The 18267-nt window shown below is 61.0% G+C and carries 19 protein-coding genes; 6 read left to right on the top strand and 13 right to left on the bottom strand.

Translation table 11 applies throughout. The annotated features are described in order from the left end of the window. Positions 1-20: 20 nt before the first annotated feature. The 6 genes from NKH01_RS17960 to NKH01_RS17935 form a co-directional block, all read right to left on the bottom strand. Positions 21-692 carry a GntR family transcriptional regulator gene (locus NKH01_RS17960; protein ID WP_023719455.1) on the bottom strand — a complete coding sequence of 224 codons (672 nt, stop codon included), beginning with the start codon at positions 690-692 and terminating at the stop codon, positions 21-23. Between the two features lie 323 nt (positions 693-1015). Beyond that, positions 1016-2071, bottom strand: a complete 1056-nt coding sequence (locus tag NKH01_RS17955; RefSeq protein WP_353021448.1) for an ABC transporter ATP-binding protein — start codon at positions 2069-2071, stop codon at positions 1016-1018. A gap of 26 nt (positions 2072-2097) precedes the next feature. Continuing rightward, on the bottom strand, positions 2098-2853 hold the full coding sequence (locus NKH01_RS17950) for an RraA family protein (protein ID WP_353021447.1): 756 nt from the start codon (positions 2851-2853) through the stop codon (positions 2098-2100). A 40-nt stretch (positions 2854-2893) separates the two neighbouring features. Next, positions 2894-3772 carry a carbohydrate ABC transporter permease gene (locus tag NKH01_RS17945; RefSeq protein ID WP_352790979.1) on the bottom strand — a complete coding sequence of 293 codons (879 nt, stop codon included), beginning with the start codon at positions 3770-3772 and terminating at the stop codon, positions 2894-2896. Then, the gene (locus NKH01_RS17940; RefSeq protein ID WP_352482440.1) at positions 3769-4692 is read right to left on the bottom strand and encodes a carbohydrate ABC transporter permease; all 924 of its coding nucleotides are present in this window, start codon (positions 4690-4692) and stop codon (positions 3769-3771) included. Before NKH01_RS17940 ends, NKH01_RS17945 begins: the two co-directional genes overlap by 4 nt. Positions 4693-4694: 2 nt before the next feature. Further along, entirely contained in the window at positions 4695-5975 is a 1281-nt protein-coding gene (locus NKH01_RS17935; protein ID WP_352790977.1) for an ABC transporter substrate-binding protein, read from the bottom strand. Positions 5976-6448: 473 nt separating this feature from the next. Between NKH01_RS17935 and NKH01_RS17930 the strand changes: the two genes are divergently transcribed. Then, complete coding sequence (locus NKH01_RS17930; protein WP_353021445.1) at positions 6449-7150, top strand: FadR/GntR family transcriptional regulator; 702 nt, start codon at positions 6449-6451, stop codon at positions 7148-7150. Between the two features lie 72 nt (positions 7151-7222). On the opposite strand, the gene NKH01_RS17925 is transcribed toward NKH01_RS17930, so the two are convergent. Further along, positions 7223-8209 (bottom strand): aldo/keto reductase, encoded by a 987-nt coding sequence (locus NKH01_RS17925; RefSeq protein ID WP_352493802.1) that lies wholly within the window; start codon positions 8207-8209, stop codon positions 7223-7225. A gap of 266 nt (positions 8210-8475) precedes the next feature. On the opposite strand from NKH01_RS17925, the gene NKH01_RS17920 reads away from it, so the two are divergent. After that, on the top strand, positions 8476-9633 hold the full coding sequence (locus NKH01_RS17920; RefSeq protein WP_352482446.1) for a mandelate racemase/muconate lactonizing enzyme family protein: 1158 nt from the start codon (positions 8476-8478) through the stop codon (positions 9631-9633). Positions 9634-9716: 83 nt separating this feature from the next. Next, positions 9717-10613 (top strand): NAD-dependent epimerase/dehydratase family protein, encoded by an 897-nt coding sequence (locus tag NKH01_RS17915; protein WP_352493801.1) that lies wholly within the window; start codon positions 9717-9719, stop codon positions 10611-10613. A 554-nt stretch (positions 10614-11167) separates the two neighbouring features. On the opposite strand, the gene NKH01_RS17910 is transcribed toward NKH01_RS17915, so the two are convergent. From NKH01_RS17910 to NKH01_RS17895, 4 genes are all read right to left on the bottom strand, one after another. Beyond that, complete coding sequence (locus tag NKH01_RS17910) at positions 11168-11518, bottom strand: VanZ family protein (RefSeq protein WP_031194161.1); 351 nt, start codon at positions 11516-11518, stop codon at positions 11168-11170. 368 nt (positions 11519-11886) lie between these two features. After that, positions 11887-12129, bottom strand: a complete 243-nt coding sequence (locus NKH01_RS17905) for a hypothetical protein (RefSeq protein ID WP_353021443.1) — start codon at positions 12127-12129, stop codon at positions 11887-11889. Positions 12130-12315: 186 nt separating this feature from the next. Then, entirely contained in the window at positions 12316-12465 is a 150-nt protein-coding gene (locus NKH01_RS35315; protein ID WP_502912644.1) for a hypothetical protein, read from the bottom strand. A gap of 211 nt (positions 12466-12676) precedes the next feature. Continuing rightward, the gene (locus NKH01_RS17895) at positions 12677-12868 is read right to left on the bottom strand and encodes a DUF3606 domain-containing protein (RefSeq protein ID WP_023719459.1); all 192 of its coding nucleotides are present in this window, start codon (positions 12866-12868) and stop codon (positions 12677-12679) included. 424 nt (positions 12869-13292) lie between these two features. Between NKH01_RS17895 and NKH01_RS17890 the strand changes: the two genes are divergently transcribed. The 3 genes from NKH01_RS17890 (at position 13293) to NKH01_RS17880 (ending at position 14687) form a co-directional block, all read left to right on the top strand. Then, positions 13293-13592 carry a DUF1236 domain-containing protein gene (locus tag NKH01_RS17890; protein WP_023719460.1) on the top strand — a complete coding sequence of 100 codons (300 nt, stop codon included), beginning with the start codon at positions 13293-13295 and terminating at the stop codon, positions 13590-13592. A 133-nt stretch (positions 13593-13725) separates the two neighbouring features. Next, a complete protein-coding gene (locus NKH01_RS17885) occupies positions 13726-14166 on the top strand; it encodes a hypothetical protein (protein ID WP_023719461.1) in 441 nt (146 codons plus the stop codon). A gap of 176 nt (positions 14167-14342) precedes the next feature. Then, positions 14343-14687 carry a hypothetical protein gene (locus NKH01_RS17880; protein WP_198030499.1) on the top strand — a complete coding sequence of 115 codons (345 nt, stop codon included), beginning with the start codon at positions 14343-14345 and terminating at the stop codon, positions 14685-14687. A 68-nt stretch (positions 14688-14755) separates the two neighbouring features. Here NKH01_RS17880 and ggt read toward each other — a convergent pair whose 3' ends face one another. After that, entirely contained in the window at positions 14756-16486 is a 1731-nt protein-coding gene (ggt, locus tag NKH01_RS17875; protein WP_353021441.1) for a gamma-glutamyltransferase, read from the bottom strand. A gap of 435 nt (positions 16487-16921) precedes the next feature. Continuing rightward, complete coding sequence (gene rhaI / locus NKH01_RS17870; protein ID WP_353021440.1) at positions 16922-18214, bottom strand: L-rhamnose catabolism isomerase; 1293 nt, start codon at positions 18212-18214, stop codon at positions 16922-16924. Between the last annotated feature and the right edge of the window lie 53 nt (positions 18215-18267).

Here is an 18267-nt window from a genome sequence, read left to right as displayed (position 1 = left end):
AACGAGTTAGATGGCGTTTTCTAGCGGCGGCCGGGACTTGCGAAGTTGGCCAGAAGGGGCGCTGTCTCGACGATATGATCCCGCATGACGATCTCTGCCTTGCCGGCATCACCTGACCGCAACACCTCAATCAGGATCTCGTGCTCGGCGCGCGCGCTGGCGGGCTTGTCGACATAGTCGAACCAGATGCGCAGGTAGGGTTCGATCACGACGTGCAGGCTGGCAATCTGCCGGACCAGCTTGGGTCGGTTGCTCAATTGGCAAATCTGCAAATGGAAGGCCTGATGGCGCACGACCCAGTCGCTGCTGCCGGTCTGGCTGGCGCGCTCCATGCGGTCGAGCTGGCGTTCCAGTTCTTCAAGCACTTCGACATCGATGTGCGGCATGGCAAGCCTCACCGCCAGCCCTTCGAGCACCGAGCGCATTTCAAAGGTTTCGTAAATCTCATCGAGGGTAAGCCCGGCGACGATGCAGCCACGGTTCGGGCGAATGACCACAAGACCTTCCGCGGCCAGCTGGCGGAACGCTTCGCGAACCGGCATGCGGCTCATGCCGATTTCCGTCGCGATCTCTTCCGGGATAAGCCGGTCCCCAGCGCGGTAACGCCCCATCCTCAGGGCCCGCTGAATGTGACGATAAGCCTCCTCCTCGGCGGTCGTGATGCCTAGCGGCTCGATTGCGTCTGCTGCCATGTCCTTAGTCCGATCAGAGCGTATCTGTGTATCCACTTATCCAGTTGTCGAAACCTGTGTCAAGCACCGAAGCTTGTGCGCGTTAATGCATGTCGCGCAAAAGTGTGCAGCGGTTTTGCGATAACGACATGCATAAAAACAAGAGCCTTAAAGCGCGTTGCATGAGGCCGATCGAACGCTTAGAATTTCTGTTGTGAGAATAACCACTTGGAAGGGAGATCGGCCGCTTTTCGATGCCCTGGCGTCGGAAGCCTTCGACGCCTCTTCGACAATGCCGGCCAAGGTCGATGCCGAGAATCGCCGGAAGCCCGGCAGCGCCTGCCCTAAACAATCCTGATGCCGCTTCGAGCATCGAACAGATGCAGCTTGGAGACCATGATCTCCAAGCCAATCTCCTGATCAGGTCTGAACGGAGGCTGATCCCGCACCTCGGCCATGAGGTCGACGCCACCTGCATTTAAGGTAAGTTCCTGGGCCTCGCCGGTCGGCTCGACCACCTGAACCCCCGCCCGAACGTGGTTCCCGCCGATTGCAATGTGCTGCGGACGAATTCCGTATACTACCGCTTCCCTGTCTCCCATCCGGCCGTCCTCCGGCAGGGGTAAGCGGAGACCCTGCTCGGCGACGAATGCGCCGTTGTCGATCCGGCCCGGGATCAGGTTCATTTCCGGGGATCCGATAAAGCCGGCGACGAACAGGTTGGCGGGTTGCTCATAGAGCTCTGAAGGTGTGCCGATCTGCTCGACCCGGCCGCGGTTCAGCACCACGATACGGTCAGCAAGGGTCATCGCTTCGGTCTGATCGTGAGTGACGTAGATGCTCGTTCGGCCCAGCCGCTGGTGAAGCTTTTTGATTTCGGCGCGCATCTTGACACGCAGCTTGGCATCGAGGTTGCTCAGCGGCTCGTCAAACAGGAAGGCGGCTGGATCACGCACGATCGCGCGGCCCATGGCGACGCGCTGGCGCTGGCCGCCGGACAGCTGGCGTGGCATGCGGCCAAGCAGATCCTGCAGGCCGAGGATCTCAGCGGCCGCTTTCACCCTCGCGACAATCTCTTCTCTGGGGACCTTCGCCAATCGAAGCGCAAAGCTCATATTGTCCGCGACACTCATGTGCGGATAAAGCGCGTAGCTCTGGAACACCATCGCAATGTCGCGCGATTTGGCCGGCATCTCGTCGACGACCCGCCCGCCGATACGGATCTCGCCCGTCGTCTGTTCTTCCAAGCCGGCGATCATGCGCAGAAGGGTTGACTTGCCGCAGCCTGAGGGACCGACAAGGACGACAAACTCGCCACTGGCGATCTCGATCGTCACATCGCGCAGAACTTCCACGGCGCCAAAGCTCTTGCCGAGCTGTTCTATCTGGATTGCAGACACCTATTTTCCTCCCGTCCAGGCACTACTCATTTTCGTTGAGCATGCCGCCAGGCGCGGTATTCGGCCTCGCCTTCGGGGCTCAACGGGTAGTATTTTCGTAGGTCGCCTCCCTCGGCCAAGCGCGTGCGGGAAAATTCCTCCCACTCGATATGTTCGCCGGCGAGCTCAACCAGTTTTGGGGCAAGGGCTACCGGTACCACGACGACGCCATCATCGTCGGCGACGATGATGTCTCCCGGTATGACGAGTACGTTCGAGCAGGCAATGGGGACGTTAACGGCAAAGGGTACGATGTTGGTCTGGGCGTGGAAATTCGGCGTGACATCCCTCACCCAGATGCCGATGTCCAAGGCAGCCGCCTGGGCAGAATCTCGGATACACCCGTCGACAACCACGCCGGCCCCGCCACGCCCGGCGAAATAGGTCAACATCATCTCACCGAAGATACCGCTGCCAAGGTCGCCGCGCGCATCGACGACCACCATGTCGCCCGGCTGCGTGGGGTACAGGACGTGACGGTGAAGTTGGCGTTCGGGCTCCTCATACTCAGTCTCGTTGTAGAGATCCTCGCGCTTCGGCATGCACTGGAGGGTGAGAGCCGGCCCGACCGCCGTGCGGCCGGGCGTTAGCGGCCGCGGCCCTCGGATGTGCGGATCGCGAATACCCATCTTGTGATAAAGCTCGCTGGCCAAGGTCGCTGAACCGATCGCTGCAAGTGCGTCGACCAGCTGCCTCGGTGGCCGAGAAATGTCCTTTATTGCCGCTGCCTGGCCTACTTCCACGTTTCATCCTCCCTTCGATCAAGTTTTTCATGATCTCAATTCAGCCGCGAACTGCACCGGTCGTGAGACCCTTGACCAACAGGCCTTGAGCAAACCAGACAAACGCCAAGGTCGGGATGACCATGAGGACGCCCGCCGCCGACATCGCTCCCCAGTCGATGCCGAACTGCGAGACGAAGTTGGTCAGCCCGACTGGCAGCGTCTGTGCGGCCTTGCTGGAAGTCAGCGTCAATGCGAGCAGCAGGTCATTCCAGGTGAAAAGGAAGGTGATGACCGCGCTGGCCCCGATGCCAGGCGCAATCAGCGGCGCCACGATCTGGACCAGGGTGCGCACCGTGCCGGCGCCGTCCGACTGGGCAGCCTCCTCGATCTCTTTGGGCACATCCTGGATGAAGCCCAGCAGCAGCCAGATGGCGACGGGCAGTTTAGCCGCCGTATGGCTCAGGATCAGCGCCCAAATGGTATCCAGCAGGCCGAGCGCGGCGAACACGGCGAAGAGCGGGATGGCGAGCGCGATGACCGGAATCATGCGCATGATCAAAAGCAGGCCAAAAATCAGCATGACGCCCGGCATCCTGAAGCGCGACAGGGCGTATGCGCAGGGTATGGCCAGCAGATGGACCAAGATGACCGTCGCGACCGAGACGATGACGGTGTTCCACACATAACCCATCGTGTCGTACTCGGTGAAGACGGAGACGTACTGCGTCATCGTCGCGGTCTCGGGGATGATGTGCACCGGGACGGAGAAGATGTCGGCTGAACTGCGGATCGAGGTCAGGAACAGCCATGCCAGCGGAAAGACGGTGAGGGCGATGGTCAGAACCAGCGCTAGATATTGGCCGGCGGCGCCTGCCGTGAACCGGCGGCGACGGCGCCGTGGCTTGGGACGCGCGCTGACGATCGCGGCTTCGGTCATATCGCTCTCCGTTTCGCAATCAGCCACGGCACCCCGTAGAGGAGGCCGAGCACGAACAGCGACATTCCCAGCGCGATGTAGGAAACCGCCGCCGCGTGTCCGAAATCCACCGCCTGAAACGCCAGCAGATAGGAATAGACGGTGAGTAGGTTTGTGGCGCCTCCCGGCCCGCCCTGCGTCATCAGCCATACGACGTCGAAGGTCCGGAACGTGTCGATGATGCGAAGCATCAGCGCTATCATGATGACCGGACGCATCAGTGGCAGCACGATGTGCCAGAAGCGCTGCCATGGCGTGGCGCCGTCCACCGTGGCGGCCTCGAGCGGCTCCTGCGGCAAGGATTGCAGACCGGCAAGAAATAGCAGCACCATCAGCGGCGTATTCTGCCAGACATCGGCGACAATCACCGAGACAAGAGCCCAGGTCGGATGATTGAGCCAGGGGATGTCGGGCAGGTTGAACATGCGCAGCAGCGCGTCCACGAGCCCGTACTGGGTGTTGAAAAGCCAACGGAAATTCAGCCCCACGACGGCGGGCGCGATCATCGGCGGCACCAGCAGCAAGGTGCGCGCGAGCCGCATTCCGCGCAATTTGCCGTTGACGAGCACAGCGATCGCCATTCCAGCCACCACTTCCACCGTGATGGAAACGACGCTGAAGATGATCTGATTTCGCAGAGCCTGATTGAACTGGCGGCCGAAGAGTTCGTCGGTGTAATTCCCAGTTCCGGCGAATGGCGCTGAGCCGCTCAGATCCCAGCGAAAGAAACTCATTATGAAAGAATATCCGAGCGGATAGATAAGGATGGCGAGCATGACGAGGAGCGCGGGGCTGGCCAGGAGGTACCCCCTCTGCCAGGTGTAGGGCAGCGGCGAACGTCGCCGACGCCCCGGGACCTGGTGCTGCGCGACGGGCGGCATCCTCAGTCGTATGCTCCGGCCCGACGCATGATCTCCTCCGCCTCAGTCGCCGCCTGGTTGAGCGAGTCGCTCGGCGAGACCTGGTCGGTCAGGGCCTGTTCGATAGCCGAAAACATCAAGGTGCAGACTTTCGAGAATCCAGCCAGCTTCGGCCATTCCTTGCCGTTCGCTATCGTCGTCTCGAGTTGCTGCAGCCACACGGCCTGGGGACCTTTTGCCGCTGCAATCACTTCCTTGGCGATCGCCTGACTGCTGGGGAAGTTGGTGAACTGATCGAACTGCAGCCGCTGCGCCTCCGGACCGACCGTATATCTGATGAATTCGACGGCAGGTTCCTTGCGTCCTGATTGTCCATTGAGAGCCATGGCATGGGAGATGGCGCACGAAATCGCTGCCTTGTCCCTGATGTAGGGTGCAGTCGACCACTTGCTGACGACCCGCGAAGTTTCCGGATTGGATAAGGTTGCGAAGGCACCTGGCCAGTCGAAATTGGCGTAGACCGTACCGGACGAGAATTCGGTCGAATTTTCATTCCACTGATAGCCGACCGCGTCCGGCGGCACGATTTTGTGCTTCTGGATGAGGTCGCGGTAGAAGGTGAGGGCTTTGATGCCGGCTTCGGAATTGAAAGCTGGCTTGTTGGCCTGATCGACCCAGTCCCCGCCGGCTTGCCACAGGAGATCGCTGAAGGTGCGCTGCGCGGGGTCGCCCTGCCCCGGCACGACCAGCCCATAGTGGCCATTGCCGGTAAGTTTCAGGCCGACGTCCACCAGATCATTCCAGGTTTCGGCCGGCTTCAGGCCTTTCTCCTGGTAGATGTCGCTGCGGTAATATTGAACGCGCGCATCCATGTTGCGCGGGATAGCGGCCAGATTGCCGGTCTTGGGATCGCGTAGGTATTTGACCGCAACCGGATAGAAGTCAGCCAGTTCGGAGTCGCTGAAATAGCTGTTCAGCGGCGCAAAATGGTTGAAATAGGAATCGATCTGGGCGGTGTGCGTGCTGTAGACGTCGTACTGGCTCGATTTCGCGGCGCTGAGTGTGACGACTTTCGATGTCAGCGGAGTGAATTCCAGCAGATCGTAGCGAACCTTGATGCCAGTCTTGGCGGTGAAATCCTGGACGATTTTCTCCCAGTATTTGGGATAGAGCGGGCCGCCGGTGATCAGCAGCGCGGTGATCTCGTTCGCCTCTGCTCTGGCGATCCACGGCGTAGCAAGCGAGCCGGCCGTCACCGCGGCACTCGCGGCCAGGAATTTGCGTCTCGATAGGTTTCCGGACATCACAATTTCCTCCTTGTTTGTAATTGGTCGGCCCCTTTTTTGGGGTCGAGCGACGACGGCCAGGTTTTCCCTTGAGCCGCAGTGTGGCTTTGCTCCTCCCGCCGCGACACAGCCCGGATCACGCCCGTCCACATGCTGCCTTGCCCTGCCGAGGCCGATGGCCTCAGAGACTTTCGGCGGTAGCCTTTGCTTTCATCCTGCCTTCCTTCCGGCGGGCTCTGCGACCTGCAAACCACGCAATCGGTGCGTCGCGAGCCGTCGAGACGGCCGGACACAATGCGATGAGCGCGGTCAGCCGACGCGCAATGGTCCTGATCTCGAACGTCTTGGGCTGGGATATTGAAGTTGAGAGTCCAACGTCCCTTCCCGCGGGCGGAGTTATGGGTTAGTGAGCATTCATGAGATAAGTTGACCGCATATCCAACCATCAGCCTATAAGCTTATCAGACAAGTGGATGTTAATGGCCGATTCCATGGAGGTCAAGCTTCAAACTTTGCCCAAGCAGGTGGCGGGCGTGCTCGCGCGTCGCATCGCCACCGGCGGCGTCGCCGGCAGCCAGGGGCCGTCGGAACAGCAGATCCTTCAGGAGTTCGGGGTTTCGCGCGCGGTCGCGCGGGAAGCGCTCAAGATCCTAGCTTCTCTCGACATGATCGAGATCGCACAGGGAAGGCGCGTGGTGCTGCGTCCTGCCGAAGAATGGGATTATCTCAGTCCATTGCTGATCGACTGGCTGCCGCCCGAACAGGTCCGCGAACTGCTGGCGGAGGCGCACGCGACGCGAATAATCATCGAACCCGCCATCGCCGCCATCGCGGCCAAACACATGACCAAGGAAAACCTCGAACGTCTTGGCACGCTGCTCGCGGCGATGTCCGCGACCGAAGACAATCCGGACGCGTATCTGAAGCTCGACCTGGATTTCCATATGGAAATTTGCCGCGCTTCCCGGAACAGAATCCTTGACCGCTTCATGTATTCGTCACGGTGGTGGCAAGCGGCGAGCAGACGCATCAGCAACCAGATGCCGCATGCTCTTCCTTCCGCCACAGAAATGCACAGAGCGATCTACGAGGCGCTGGTCGCACGCGACGCCAAGCGCGCCGAAGAGGCGATGCGCCGACACCTGAAGGCAACCACTGCCGTCGCCATGCCCGACAAGGAAATGGCGAGCTAAGCAACGTTCTTCAGGCGCGGCCAGCTGTCGAGGCTGACCGCGCCGCCTGCGTGTCGGGAGGACACGACCGAACTAAGCTCTTCTGGCTTCCTGTTCCTGACGCTGCCTCGCGCGATATCCGAACATGTCGCCTTTGTCCTTGATTTCCGCCCAGATGGGGGCGGTGAGTTTGTCGATGGCCGCGACGTCCACGTCGGAAATCTTCCAACCGACACTCTCGACGTTTTCCTCAAGCTCCCTGACCGTCCGCGCGCCCACAAGGGGCGAACTCACACCCGGCCTGCTGGTGAGCCATTGGATCGCAAGCTGCGGCAGCGTCTTGCCGTATTTGGCCGCTATCGGCTTGAGGGCATCGACGGCTCCGACGGCGCGCTCGTAGGTGCCCGGTTGGAACAGCACGGTGGTGCGCCGCTCGTCTCCCTCGACGAATTTGGTATCCGGCGAGAGCAAGCCCGTGAGCAGCCCTTGGGCCAGACCGCTGTAAGGCATGACGCCGATATTGTGCTTGCGGCAATAGGGAAGAGTTTGCCCCTCAACCTCGCGCCACAGCATGTTGTAAGGAGGCTGGAGCACGTCGATGACGCCATGCTGGCGGGCGCTGTCCATATCAGCTGTGCTGAAATTCGAGACGCCAACCGCTTTGATCCGCCCTGACGACCGAAGCCTCTCCATCATCGTCATGGTAGGGCCGATGGGAAAATCCGAATTCGGCCAGTGGACAAAATAGACGTCGACATAGTCCGTCTGCATCCGCTTCAGCGAGCCATCAAGCGCCGCCTCTATCGCTGCAGGTTCGAGATGGTTGGGCGCAACCTTGGTCGCGATGATCGCCTTGTCCCGGCGGCCGGCCAGCGCCTTGCCGACGACCTCCTCGGCATGGCCATGTCCATAGGCTTCGGCTGTGTCGATCAGCGTAATGCCAAGCTCCAGGGCGCGGCGAATCACCCGGATCGATTCCTCGTCATCGGCCGCGCCCCAAAACGCGCCGGACATACCCCAAGTCCCCAGGCCGATCTCCGACACCTTGACCGGCGACGATCCTAGCTGTCGCTGTTGCATCCTGTTCCTCCGGTTTGCGGCATGCATGGCTGTGCTTGTCGCCTTGCTGCCACTCATTTATACGCTTATATGCTCGTCTAACAAGTAGTTTTAGCTTGGCTGAATTCCCGGCGATCTACGGTTCCAGTGCTTTCAAAGTGCATTTCTGCGTAATCGCTCAAAGGGGGTTTACGCCACATCTTCTCATCTTATATGCTCATCGGACGAGTTCAATTCGCCCGTACGGTGCGTTTGAAGCGCGGCGCCATCATTGGAGGATGGGTTCGATGAAGATCGTGGACATCAAGACGGCGGTCGTCGCCTATCATGGCAAGGCGACTCTGATCCGTATCGACACGGACGCCGGCATCTCCGGTTACGGCGAGGCGAACCCCGATGCGGGCGCGGCCGCGATCGTCGGCCTAATTTCGGAGCTCAAGTCGGAGCTCATCGGTCAGGATCCACGCAACGTCGAATATTGCTGGGACAAGATCCGCCGCGACCATGTGTTCTCCGGCGCCCAGGCCGGCGTCTTTCTCATTGCCCTGACCGGGCTCGAGATGGCGCTGTGGGATGTAGCGGCGAAGGCTGCTGGCCAGCCGCTCTATCGCATGTTCGGCGGCAAGTTCCGCGACCGGATCAGGCTCTATGCCGATTGCGGCGACGGCGATGAAGAAACCGGTTCGCCGGAAGGATGCGCGGCGCGCGCGCGCCGCATGGTGGACGAGGGCTTTACGGCGCTAAAATTCGACATCGACAATTTGCGCCATCCGGCAAAGTTCGACGCGGCAAACCACACCATCAACGGCGCGGAGCTGCGCTTCATGGTGGAACGCGTGGCCGCGGTGCGCGAGGCGATCGGCCCTGACATCGATCTCTGTATCGACCTGCACGCGCGCTACGACGTGCTCAGCGCCAGCCGCATTGCAGGGGAGATGGAGCGGTTCAACCTTCTGTGGCTGGAAGAACCTATTCCGGCAGAAAATGTTGAGGCACTGAAGCAGATCCGCATGCGGACCAAGACCCCGATCTGTGTCGGCGAGAATCTCTACCTGCGCTGGGGTTTTCGTGAGTTGTTCCAGAATTATGGCGCCGACGTCATCATGCCCGACGTGCCGAAATGCGGCGGCCTCGCGGAAAGCCGCAAGATCGCGAATCTCGCCGAGATGTATTATGTGCCGTTCGCGCCGCATCTCGTGTCGACGCCGCTCGGCACAATGGCGACGTGCCATGTCTGCGCGAGCGTTCCGAACTTCCTGGTGCTGGAGTGGCATGCCCTGGAAGAACGGGAAGTGTGGGACAGTTATGTGCGCCTGCCAGACGGCGCCAGGTCGATCGTTGAAGACGGCCACATCGTGGTGCCCGACGTGCCCGGCATCGGCGTCGATCTCGACATGGATGGCGTCCACAAATACGCCGTGCCCGGCTACGGCATCTTTGAATAGCGCGCGACTGAATAGCTCTTGACCGGGCGGAAATGCCTTTTGGCCAGATTTCCGCTCGCCGATAGAAGTCCGTTGGAGGAATCATGGGCAAGCGGATCATTTTCACCGGTGGCAGCGGCAAGATCGGCCGTCACGTCATACCTTACCTGCTCAAGCGTGGGCATCAGGTCCTGAACCTCGACCTGACGCCACTTGATGTGCCAGGCGTCGACACCATCATCACCAACCTTGCCGATGCCGGCGAGACCTACAATGCACTGACGCTGCATTTCGGTTTCGGCGAATATTTTGGCGGGAAAGGCCGTGGCCCAGTCGACGCCATGGTCCATTTCGCGGCCATCCCGAGAATATTCCTGCGACCGGACAACGCCATGTTCGCCGCCAATGTGCTGTCGACCTACAATGTAATCGAGGCCGCCACCAAGCTCGGCATCCGCAAGATCATCACCGCGTCCAGCGAGACGGTCTATGGCGTGTGTTTTGCCGAAGGCGAACGCGATTTCACATCGTTTCCGGTGGAAGAAGACTACGATACCGATCCGACCGACAGCTACGGTCTTTCCAAGGTCTTGGGCGAGAAGATCGCACGCTCCTTCGCTTCCCGCACCGGATACGACATTTACGCGCTCCGAATAGGTGGCGTTGTCGAGCCGCAAGACTATGCACGGTTTCCGGAGTTTTTGGCGGACGCTTCAAAACGGCGGCGCGATGGCTGGACCTATATGGACACGCGCGATCTAGGCCAGATCGTGCATCTTTGCATCGAGAAGGACGGTTTGGGGTTCCAAATCTTCAATGCCGTCAACGACAATATCGTTGCCGATGCGCCAACGGAAGAGTTTCTCAAGAAGCATGCACCAGGCACGCCGATTACACGCTCGATAGAGCAATTTGAGGGGCCAATCTCAAATCGCAAGCTGCGTGAGCTTCTAGGGTTCCAGCAAGAGCATGATTGGCGAGATCAGCCTCGGGATTCATGATCGAGGCCGGCCCGGCTCCTACCGTTGAGCAAGCTTCGAATGGCGCCCGGTCCGTGACGGCTCATGCCGAGATCTCCCGCTTGGCCGTCGGCGAATCTTCGGCAGCGTTTACGGCTGCTCGGTCGGCCGGATGACGATCTCGTGCCGAGCGGATTGTCGATGATCTGCAAGAATTATCTGGCGTGAAACCATGGGGCCAGCGAAGGCTTGGCGACTTCCGGCAAAAAGGCCCGCCGCTCCATTTGCGAAGCGGCGAGGCCCCATATTCGGGGACGATCGCCGGAGTGTTCCCCGGCATTGCTTACAGCGCAATTCAGGTGCCAGAATTATTGACCCAAAACGGGTCACCGCATCGGAGGCGAGAAGGCGGACCTTCCGCGATCACGCTACTGCCGCGCTTTGCCATTGCTGCTACATTACTTTGCGGCGGACCTGATTTTTTCGCCTGGCCGGCGTCCGTCAGGCAACTTACCCCAACGCGCCCCCCCAAGTGACGCCGGCCATTTTCCCCATATTGCAGCACGGGCGCGCCGATTCCGTTATGCGCTTTCGAGCTATGGCAATCCGCCGGCGAGCCGCTTTGTCCAGCCTGCAATTGTCAGCCCGAAGGCCATTCCGGCGCAGTCGGCCACCCAGTCGAATAGATCCGGGTGGCGCCCTATCAGCTGCACGGCCTGAAGGCCCTCGATCGCCGCGCCCGTGAGCACGAGGAGGACGATCAGCTTCGCCTTGTGTTCCGGCCAGCCGAGACTTCCGAGAGCCGCCAGCACGACGAAGGCGGCGGCGTGATTGAGCTTGTCGTGACCAAACGTGAAAGCCAGGCCAAGACCCTGCAGGAGCTGCTCCGGCAAAAGGGCAAACAGCAGAACGCCGGCAAACGCGGCGGGAAAAGCAATCCTTGCCACGATCTGATAAGAATCCAGGCGCAACAAGGGTGAAATGGCCTTTCGTCCGAAATCTGCAGGGAACACCGCTGGCCGCTGAATCGAGAGCGAACGCGGCGTCCAATTTCCGCCGTCCGGGCGTCCGGTGCATCGTCAGAATGAATGAATGCTTCGGGTCAGCCGCTGCACAGGCCGGGCTCGTGGCAAGTGGTCTGCAATGGTGTGGCTTCCGCGATCACGCAATTACCCGCCGCGCCAACGCAGCTACTATCTGGCTGCGGCGGACCTGATTTCCGCTTGGCCGGCGCTGCATCAGGCACCTTACCCCACGCCTCACGAAGCAGCGCCGGCCATCTCTCCCAGCTAAAGCGCGTCGCGTTCGACCGGCCTCATGCGACGCGCTTAAGGTTCTTGTCTTGATGCATGTCGTTATCGCAAAACCGCTTCACACTTTTGCGCGACATGCATTGGATTTCCACCGGTTGCGCGATGACCCGGCCCGCATCAAAAAGCCCGCCGCCCTGTCGGACGACGGGCTCCGTTGCCTGGGCGCCAGGGCGCCGCGGTAGCGACTTCTGCTGCTTATGCTCCCGCAGGTTTCCAATATGCTGCCGCCGCATGGCGTTGCGCATCGGCTAAACAAACGAAGCCCGCGCCTCTGGCGGAGGGCGCGGGCCGACCGGGTTGCACCCCGATCTGCAGCAGAAACCCGGGAGGTTCCCGCTGCTTAAGATAACAATTAGAGACTTCTAATGTTCCCTTGGGGAAGATGCCGGCTGCTCCAGAATCTCATGGTCGGCACGACAACGATCGGGCCGTCAACTCATGCGCATGTTGATCTGGAAAATCCGTTCGTCGAAATGCCGCGTTTCGACGGCAAAGGTCAAAGCCACTTCAAGCACCAGACCGTCATGGTCGTTCCGGACCTTGACTGTGATCCTACGGTAAGGAAGGCCATCCCTGGCCATCTCGCCCAATGTGCGAAGGGCTTCTTTCCTGACCAGCGGGAAATCGTCACATAATCGTCGGAATAGACGATTCCGTCTTCATCGGAATCGAAGAAATAAAGGGGCATTGGCTTGGCCGAAGCAGCGGCATCCGGGCACGTTGTCGATAGCTGACCGGAATTCTCGGCAGATCGTGATCAGTGCCTTTCCAACCGCCGGCTCCGCCGCCGTCTCACTTGCGCTCGCGCAATGCTTTCACCGCTTGCGAGAGGATCATCCGGTCGCCACCGGTCCTTTTGATCAGCTTGCTCACCTGGCTGGGCGAGACACCATTTTCCCGCGCGAAATATTCGACTTCATAATACTCATCCGCCGACACGCGGTTGCGGTCGCTGAAGTCTCGCTTGCTCTTGTCATCGGCCATTTCTCTTCTCCTCGTCTCTTCTCCTCGCCTCAGGGTCAACTTTGGTCAGAAGCACGCTGCAATTGAGGGTTCGCCCGCCACAAAAGTGACGCGCGAACCCTATCGGCGCAGGAAGGGACAGGGCTGCGCAGATGCCGGGTTCGATCGGAATGGAAACAGCCAAGATCGGTGCGAGCAACCGTCGACATTTTCCAAAGAATCCTCCCGGAACGTGCAGCCAGCAACGAGTTTGAGCGGCGGCGGTTCCGGGCTTCGCGACAAACCTACCCTTTGCCCGCGAGGATCAGACTTAGGTCCTGCGGCAACACGTCGATTGGTCCCCGCCGGGTGGGACCGAAGCCCCGTCGACGGAACGTTTTCAGCTGGCTTCCGTTCGAATGAGCCTTGGCGCGAAGAGCGGACCGAGTTCGCAAAGGAGACGACCATGAGAATGCATCTTTCCACCGCGGCGGCGGGACTTTTGCTGCTGGCAGGCGTCGGCGCCGCTGCGGCGCAAGACGTTGTCATCGAACCGCAGCAGGAAACCGTCATCAGGGAGTATGTGAAAAAGCAGCCGCTGGCCTCGGTGAAAATCCCTGGGGTGGAGCTCAACATCGGCTCGACGCTCCCCGACACCGTCGAGCTTCATGAGGTCCCGAACGTCAAATATCGTTATGTCGTCATTGACAACCGCACCGTTGTCGTCGACCCAGGCACGCGCAAGGTCATCAAGGTCATCGAGTGACGTGAAAACTCGGGCAGCCGTCGCCCGTCGCTCGGAAATGAGCGGCGGGTGACGTTTGCGTCAGGCGGTTCCTCGGCGCTCAGCTGGGACCCGCCTTACCGTCGAGGGCCGGGGGGCCTCACAGGCAGTTTCAATGCGAACAATCAGCAGACTTTTCGATTCCCATGACCAGGCGGCCCGTGCCGTCGAAACGCTTCAGGCAGCAGGAATTGCTCGCCAGGAGATCAGCGTCATCGGACCCTACGATGATGAAATCGGCGCCGTCTTGCGCGATCCAGGTACGGGTGCCGTCCTTGGCGCGGCAGCCGGTTTGTTGGCCGGCCTCGGCGCCTTTGATATGCCCGGCATCGATCCCCTCGGCGCGGGATGGCTGGCATCGGCCCTCGTCGGTGCAGTCTTGGGCGGCGTTGCCGGCGCGACATTGTCCCGTATCGGCAAGCAGCCGGGCCAGCCGGATGCCGCACAAGGTGTGATCCTGGTGCTGGCGCATGTCGATGAAAGACAGGCCGACACCGCACAGGCGGTGCTTGGAGCTTCCGTTCAGGCGACGCAGTCTTTGGCCAGGGCGGCTTGAAGATTAAGCTCGGGCAAAGCACTTTGATCAGACCGAGCAGCAGGGCGATCAAAGCACGCACCCAAAAATCTCTGGCAAGCCGCCGCCAGAAAGTGTTGAACACCGTGCCGATCACATTCGGCGAGCGGTTGCGCTCGGCGAGGCTTGATGATTTGCTGTCGGTTTGCGGAGAACGAATGATGCATGAGCCTGTCGGTCAAGACGAATATGGGTCGACCAGCCCGTTCGATCCGGACGATCTGTCGAGGTTGAACGCGATCGGCCCGAGCGCCGGCAGCAACGATTTCGAAAAATACGCGGTAGCCGTGATCATCGTATTCGGCGCCCTGATCATCGGCGGCCTGATGGCCGCCGGCTTGAGCTTCGGGCGCCGCAGCACCTTCTTTTTCGCGCTTGGCGGCGCCACCGCGGCATGGATATCCGGCAACGCGCTCCTGCTCGATCGGCCGCGCATCTACGCCCTGTTCGTCGGCGTCGCGGCGTTGATGCTGATTGCGTCGACCATCGCGCTGGTCACCTGAAGCAAGGCGAATCTTCCTATTGACCGTGACCTTATCCGAAAACCGGTTCCGCCTTTTGAGACCATGGTCTAATACCCGATAGCCTCACCGGATGCGGCGCGGCTGTCGATGGCGCCGTTGTAGCGGGCGCCGCCGCCCTTCTCGATTTCCGCCAGGCTCTTGCCGCCGACCAGGATGCCGGCCGCCTGGCCCCAATTCGCCTCGGCGAGATCGAGATGGTAGCCCATGCCGGTAAGCAGCTTTTCGGTATCCGGCGACAGGCCGAAGGGTTCGATATAGACCGTGTCGGGTAACCATTGGTGGTGGGTGCGCGGCGCGTCGATCGCTTCCTGGATGTTCATGCCGTGATCGATGACGTTGACGATCGCCTCCAGCGTGATGGTGATGATGCGTGAACCGCCAGGGCTGCCGATGACCATGAACGGCTTGCCGTCTTTGGCGAGGATGGTCGGGCTCATCGACGACAGCGGCGTCTTTTTCGGCGCGATCGCATTCGCCTCGCCCTGGACGAGGCCGTAGAGATTGGGCACGCCGGGTTTCTGGGTGAAGTCGTCCATCTCGTTGTTGAGCAGGATGCCCGTGCCGTCGGCGACGACGCCGGCGCCGAAAGAGCCGTTCAGCGTGTAGGTTACCGCGACGGCGTTGCCGTCATTGTCGATGATCGAATAATGCGTCGTCTCGTTGCTCTCGCCAAAGCCCTTGGGCATCAATTCCTGCGACACGCCGGCCCGGAACGGATCGATCTTTTCGCGGATTTCCCTGGCGTAATTCTTGTCGAGCAGTTTTGCGACCGGATTGTCGACGAAGCCGGGATCGCCGAGCGCCGAATTCCGGTCGACATAGGCGTGGCGCATCGCCTCGACCATGACGTGAACCGTCTCGGCCGAACCAGAGCCGAGATAGGACAGCGGATAGAACTCAAGCACGTTGAGGATCTCGCAGATGATGACGCCGCCGGAGCTCGGCGGCGGCGAGGACGTGATCTCGTAGCCGCGATAATTGCAGGTCGCCGGCTTGAGCTCGCGCACCGCGTAGTTTTCGAAATCCGCCTTGGCCAGAATGCCGCCCTTCTCGCCGCTCGCCTTGACGATGGCGTCGGCGATCGCGCCTTTGTAGAAGGCATCCGCACCGCGTTCGGAAATGGCGGCAAGCGAAGCCGCGAGATCGGGCTGAACGAGGCGCTCGCCGACGGTGTAAGGCTTGCCGTCCGGCTTGAGGAAAACGGCCGCCGCCGCCGGGTCCCTCGCCAACCGCTCCGCGCCGCCCTGGAGCGAGGCCGCATCGCCCTGCTCCAGTACGAAGCCTTTCCTGGCAAAGCGGATGGCCGGCGCCAGCAAGTCCTGCCGCGTCAGCGTGCCGTATTTCTCCCGCGCCATCTCGAAGCCGGCGACCGAACCCGGCACGCCGACGGCCAGATAGCCGTCGAGACTGGCGCCCTTTACCGGCTTGCCGTCCTTGTCGAGATACATGGTTTTGGTTGCGGCGAGCGGCGCGCGCTCGCGGAAATCGAGGAAGGTCGAGCGGCCGTCCTTGAAGCGGATGGTCATGAAGCCGCCACCGCCGATATTGCCGGCGGTCGGATAGACCACGGCCAGCGCATAGCCGACGGCGACCGCGGCATCGACGGCATTGCCGCCCTTCTTCAGCACCTCGACGCCGACTTCAGACGCAAGATGCTGGGCGGTCACCACCATGCCGTGCTCGCCCTTCGCCGGCTGCGGCGAAGCGGCGAAGGCGAGGAACGGCACGAAGGTCAGGGTGAGGGAAAGGCTGACGGCGATTAGGGTTCGGCGGTGCATGGCCGTTCTCCGTGGCTTGGGGTGAGCCTAGGAAACGCGCTTGGAGCGGTTGAGTCTACTGACAATAATGGGAAGATACGGCGAGGCTTCGCGCCTCCGGTTGAGCTGCCGATCTCCCCCCTTGCGGGGGAGATGGCCGGCAGGCCGGAGGGGGGCTGTCCCTCCGACCTCTCCAGCAATGCGCGGGCACATCCTCTGGCTATTTTGCAGGTTGCACGGTTCGACGTTGGAGATCCTTCCCACCCCCCTCTGTCCTGCCGGACATCTCCCCCGCAAGGGGGGAGATCGGATTTCGCCTTTGGTTTTCGCCAACATTCAACGCTGGCGAGCAACTTTGTTCTTGCTTTGTGCCGGCAGCTATGCTACTAATCTATCTATAGTGCTGAATCGCACCGCGACCCGCCTCTGGCGGGTTTTTCATTTTTCACCCCGACATCAAACAATCCCGCCGCCGACGCTCGCCACCGCCGGCCGTTCCGCTGCGACTTTCGCCCGATACCCGGCTGCGCGGTAGGCGGCGACCGGATCGATGGCGCCGCCGGTCTTCAGTCGTGCCATGGCGAGGATCGGCTCGACATCGGTGCGATAGGCTATCTTCAGCGTCTGCGTTGCCATCAGCGCGTCATTGGCATGCTGGAAAGCTTCGAGCGCCTTGCGGTCGACCAGCAGCGCCTGGGCATAGGCGCGCTGCACCTCGACCGCCGACAGCATCAGGCTTTCGATCGGATCGGTGACGTTATGGCTCTGGTCGAGCATGTGGGCCGGATCGAACCCTTCGGCACCGGAAAGCTCGGCATCGACCAGTTCGTTGAAGACCAGGAACAGCCGGTAGGGATCGATCGAGCCGGCGTCGAGGTCGTCGTCGCCATATTTCGAATCGTTGAAATGGAAGCCGCCGAGCTTCTTGAACTGGATCAGCCGCGACACGATCATCTCGATGTTGACGTTGGGGGCGTGATGGCCGAGGTCGACCAGGCAGAACGCCTTGTCGCCAAGCTCTTTGGCGATGATGTAGTTGGTGCCCCAATCCTGCACGACGGTCGAATAAAAGGCCGGCTCGTACATCTTGTGCTCGGTGAACAGCTTCCAGTCGTCCGGCAGTCCGGCATAAATCTCCTTCATCGCGTCGAGATAACGCTCGAACGCCTTGGCGAAATTAACCTGGCCGGGAAAATTCGAGCCGTCGCCGATCCACACCGTCAGCGCTTTCGAGCCCAGCGTCCTGCCGATCTCGATGCATTCGAGATTATGCTCGACCGCCTGCCGGCGTGTTGCGGCATCGGCATGCGACAACGAGCCGAACTTATACGAAAGTTTTTGGTCCCTGGCGTCGGAGAAGGTATTGGAGTTGATGGCGTCGAAGCCGAGGCCGAAGCGGGATGCCGCCTGCTTCAGCCGGTTCGGATCGGCCTTGTCCCACGGAATATGCAGCGAGACGGTCGGCGTCGCCTGCGTCAGCTGGCGGATGACGGCGCAGTCCTCGATCTTGTCGAAAATGTCGCGCGGCTCGCCAGCGCCGGGAAAGCGGGCAAAGCGGGTGCCGCCGGTGCCGACGCCCCAGGACGGGATGGCGACGGCGAATTTCTCGACCTTGTCGCGGATGGCATCGATGGCGATGCCGCGGCGGTCGAGGCGCTCGCCGAGGGACTCGTAGTCGCGCTTGAGGTCGGCATTGCGCGCGGCATTGTGCCTGTCGACGAGGTCGGCGGAGATGATGGTTTCGGACATGGTGGTTTCCTCCCAATTTGCGTATCACCGGCGTTGGAGCGCTTCCCTTCTCG

The sequence above is a fragment of the Mesorhizobium sp. M1403 genome, from assembly GCF_040317695.1.
Lineage (GTDB): Bacteria > Pseudomonadota > Alphaproteobacteria > Rhizobiales > Rhizobiaceae > Mesorhizobium.
This window is presented reverse-complemented; position numbering and strand designations above follow the sequence as displayed.

Coding starts and splice junctions, on each gene's coding strand:
- NKH01_RS17960 (WP_023719455.1), bottom strand. CDS start 692: ATGGCAGCAGACGCAATCGAGCCGCTAGGCATCACGACCGCCGAGGAG.
- NKH01_RS17945 (WP_352790979.1), bottom strand. CDS start 3,772: ATGACCGAAGCCGCGATCGTCAGCGCGCGTCCCAAGCCACGGCGCCGT.
- NKH01_RS17940 (WP_352482440.1), bottom strand. CDS start 4,692: ATGCCGCCCGTCGCGCAGCACCAGGTCCCGGGGCGTCGGCGACGTTCG.
- NKH01_RS17935 (WP_352790977.1), bottom strand. CDS start 5,975: ATGTCCGGAAACCTATCGAGACGCAAATTCCTGGCCGCGAGTGCCGCG.
- NKH01_RS17930 (WP_353021445.1), top strand. CDS start 6,449: ATGGAGGTCAAGCTTCAAACTTTGCCCAAGCAGGTGGCGGGCGTGCTC.
- NKH01_RS17925 (WP_352493802.1), bottom strand. CDS start 8,209: ATGCAACAGCGACAGCTAGGATCGTCGCCGGTCAAGGTGTCGGAGATC.
- NKH01_RS17920 (WP_352482446.1), top strand. CDS start 8,476: ATGAAGATCGTGGACATCAAGACGGCGGTCGTCGCCTATCATGGCAAG.
- NKH01_RS17915 (WP_352493801.1), top strand. CDS start 9,717: ATGGGCAAGCGGATCATTTTCACCGGTGGCAGCGGCAAGATCGGCCGT.
- NKH01_RS17905 (WP_353021443.1), bottom strand. CDS start 12,129: ATGCGCAACGCCATGCGGCGGCAGCATATTGGAAACCTGCGGGAGCAT.
- NKH01_RS35315 (WP_502912644.1), bottom strand. CDS start 12,465: ATGGCCAGGGATGGCCTTCCTTACCGTAGGATCACAGTCAAGGTCCGG.
- NKH01_RS17895 (WP_023719459.1), bottom strand. CDS start 12,868: ATGGCCGATGACAAGAGCAAGCGAGACTTCAGCGACCGCAACCGCGTG.
- NKH01_RS17890 (WP_023719460.1), top strand. CDS start 13,293: ATGAGAATGCATCTTTCCACCGCGGCGGCGGGACTTTTGCTGCTGGCA.
- NKH01_RS17885 (WP_023719461.1), top strand. CDS start 13,726: ATGCGAACAATCAGCAGACTTTTCGATTCCCATGACCAGGCGGCCCGT.
- NKH01_RS17880 (WP_198030499.1), top strand. CDS start 14,343: ATGATGCATGAGCCTGTCGGTCAAGACGAATATGGGTCGACCAGCCCG.
- ggt (WP_353021441.1), bottom strand. CDS start 16,486: ATGCACCGCCGAACCCTAATCGCCGTCAGCCTTTCCCTCACCCTGACC.
- rhaI (WP_353021440.1), bottom strand. CDS start 18,214: ATGTCCGAAACCATCATCTCCGCCGACCTCGTCGACAGGCACAATGCC.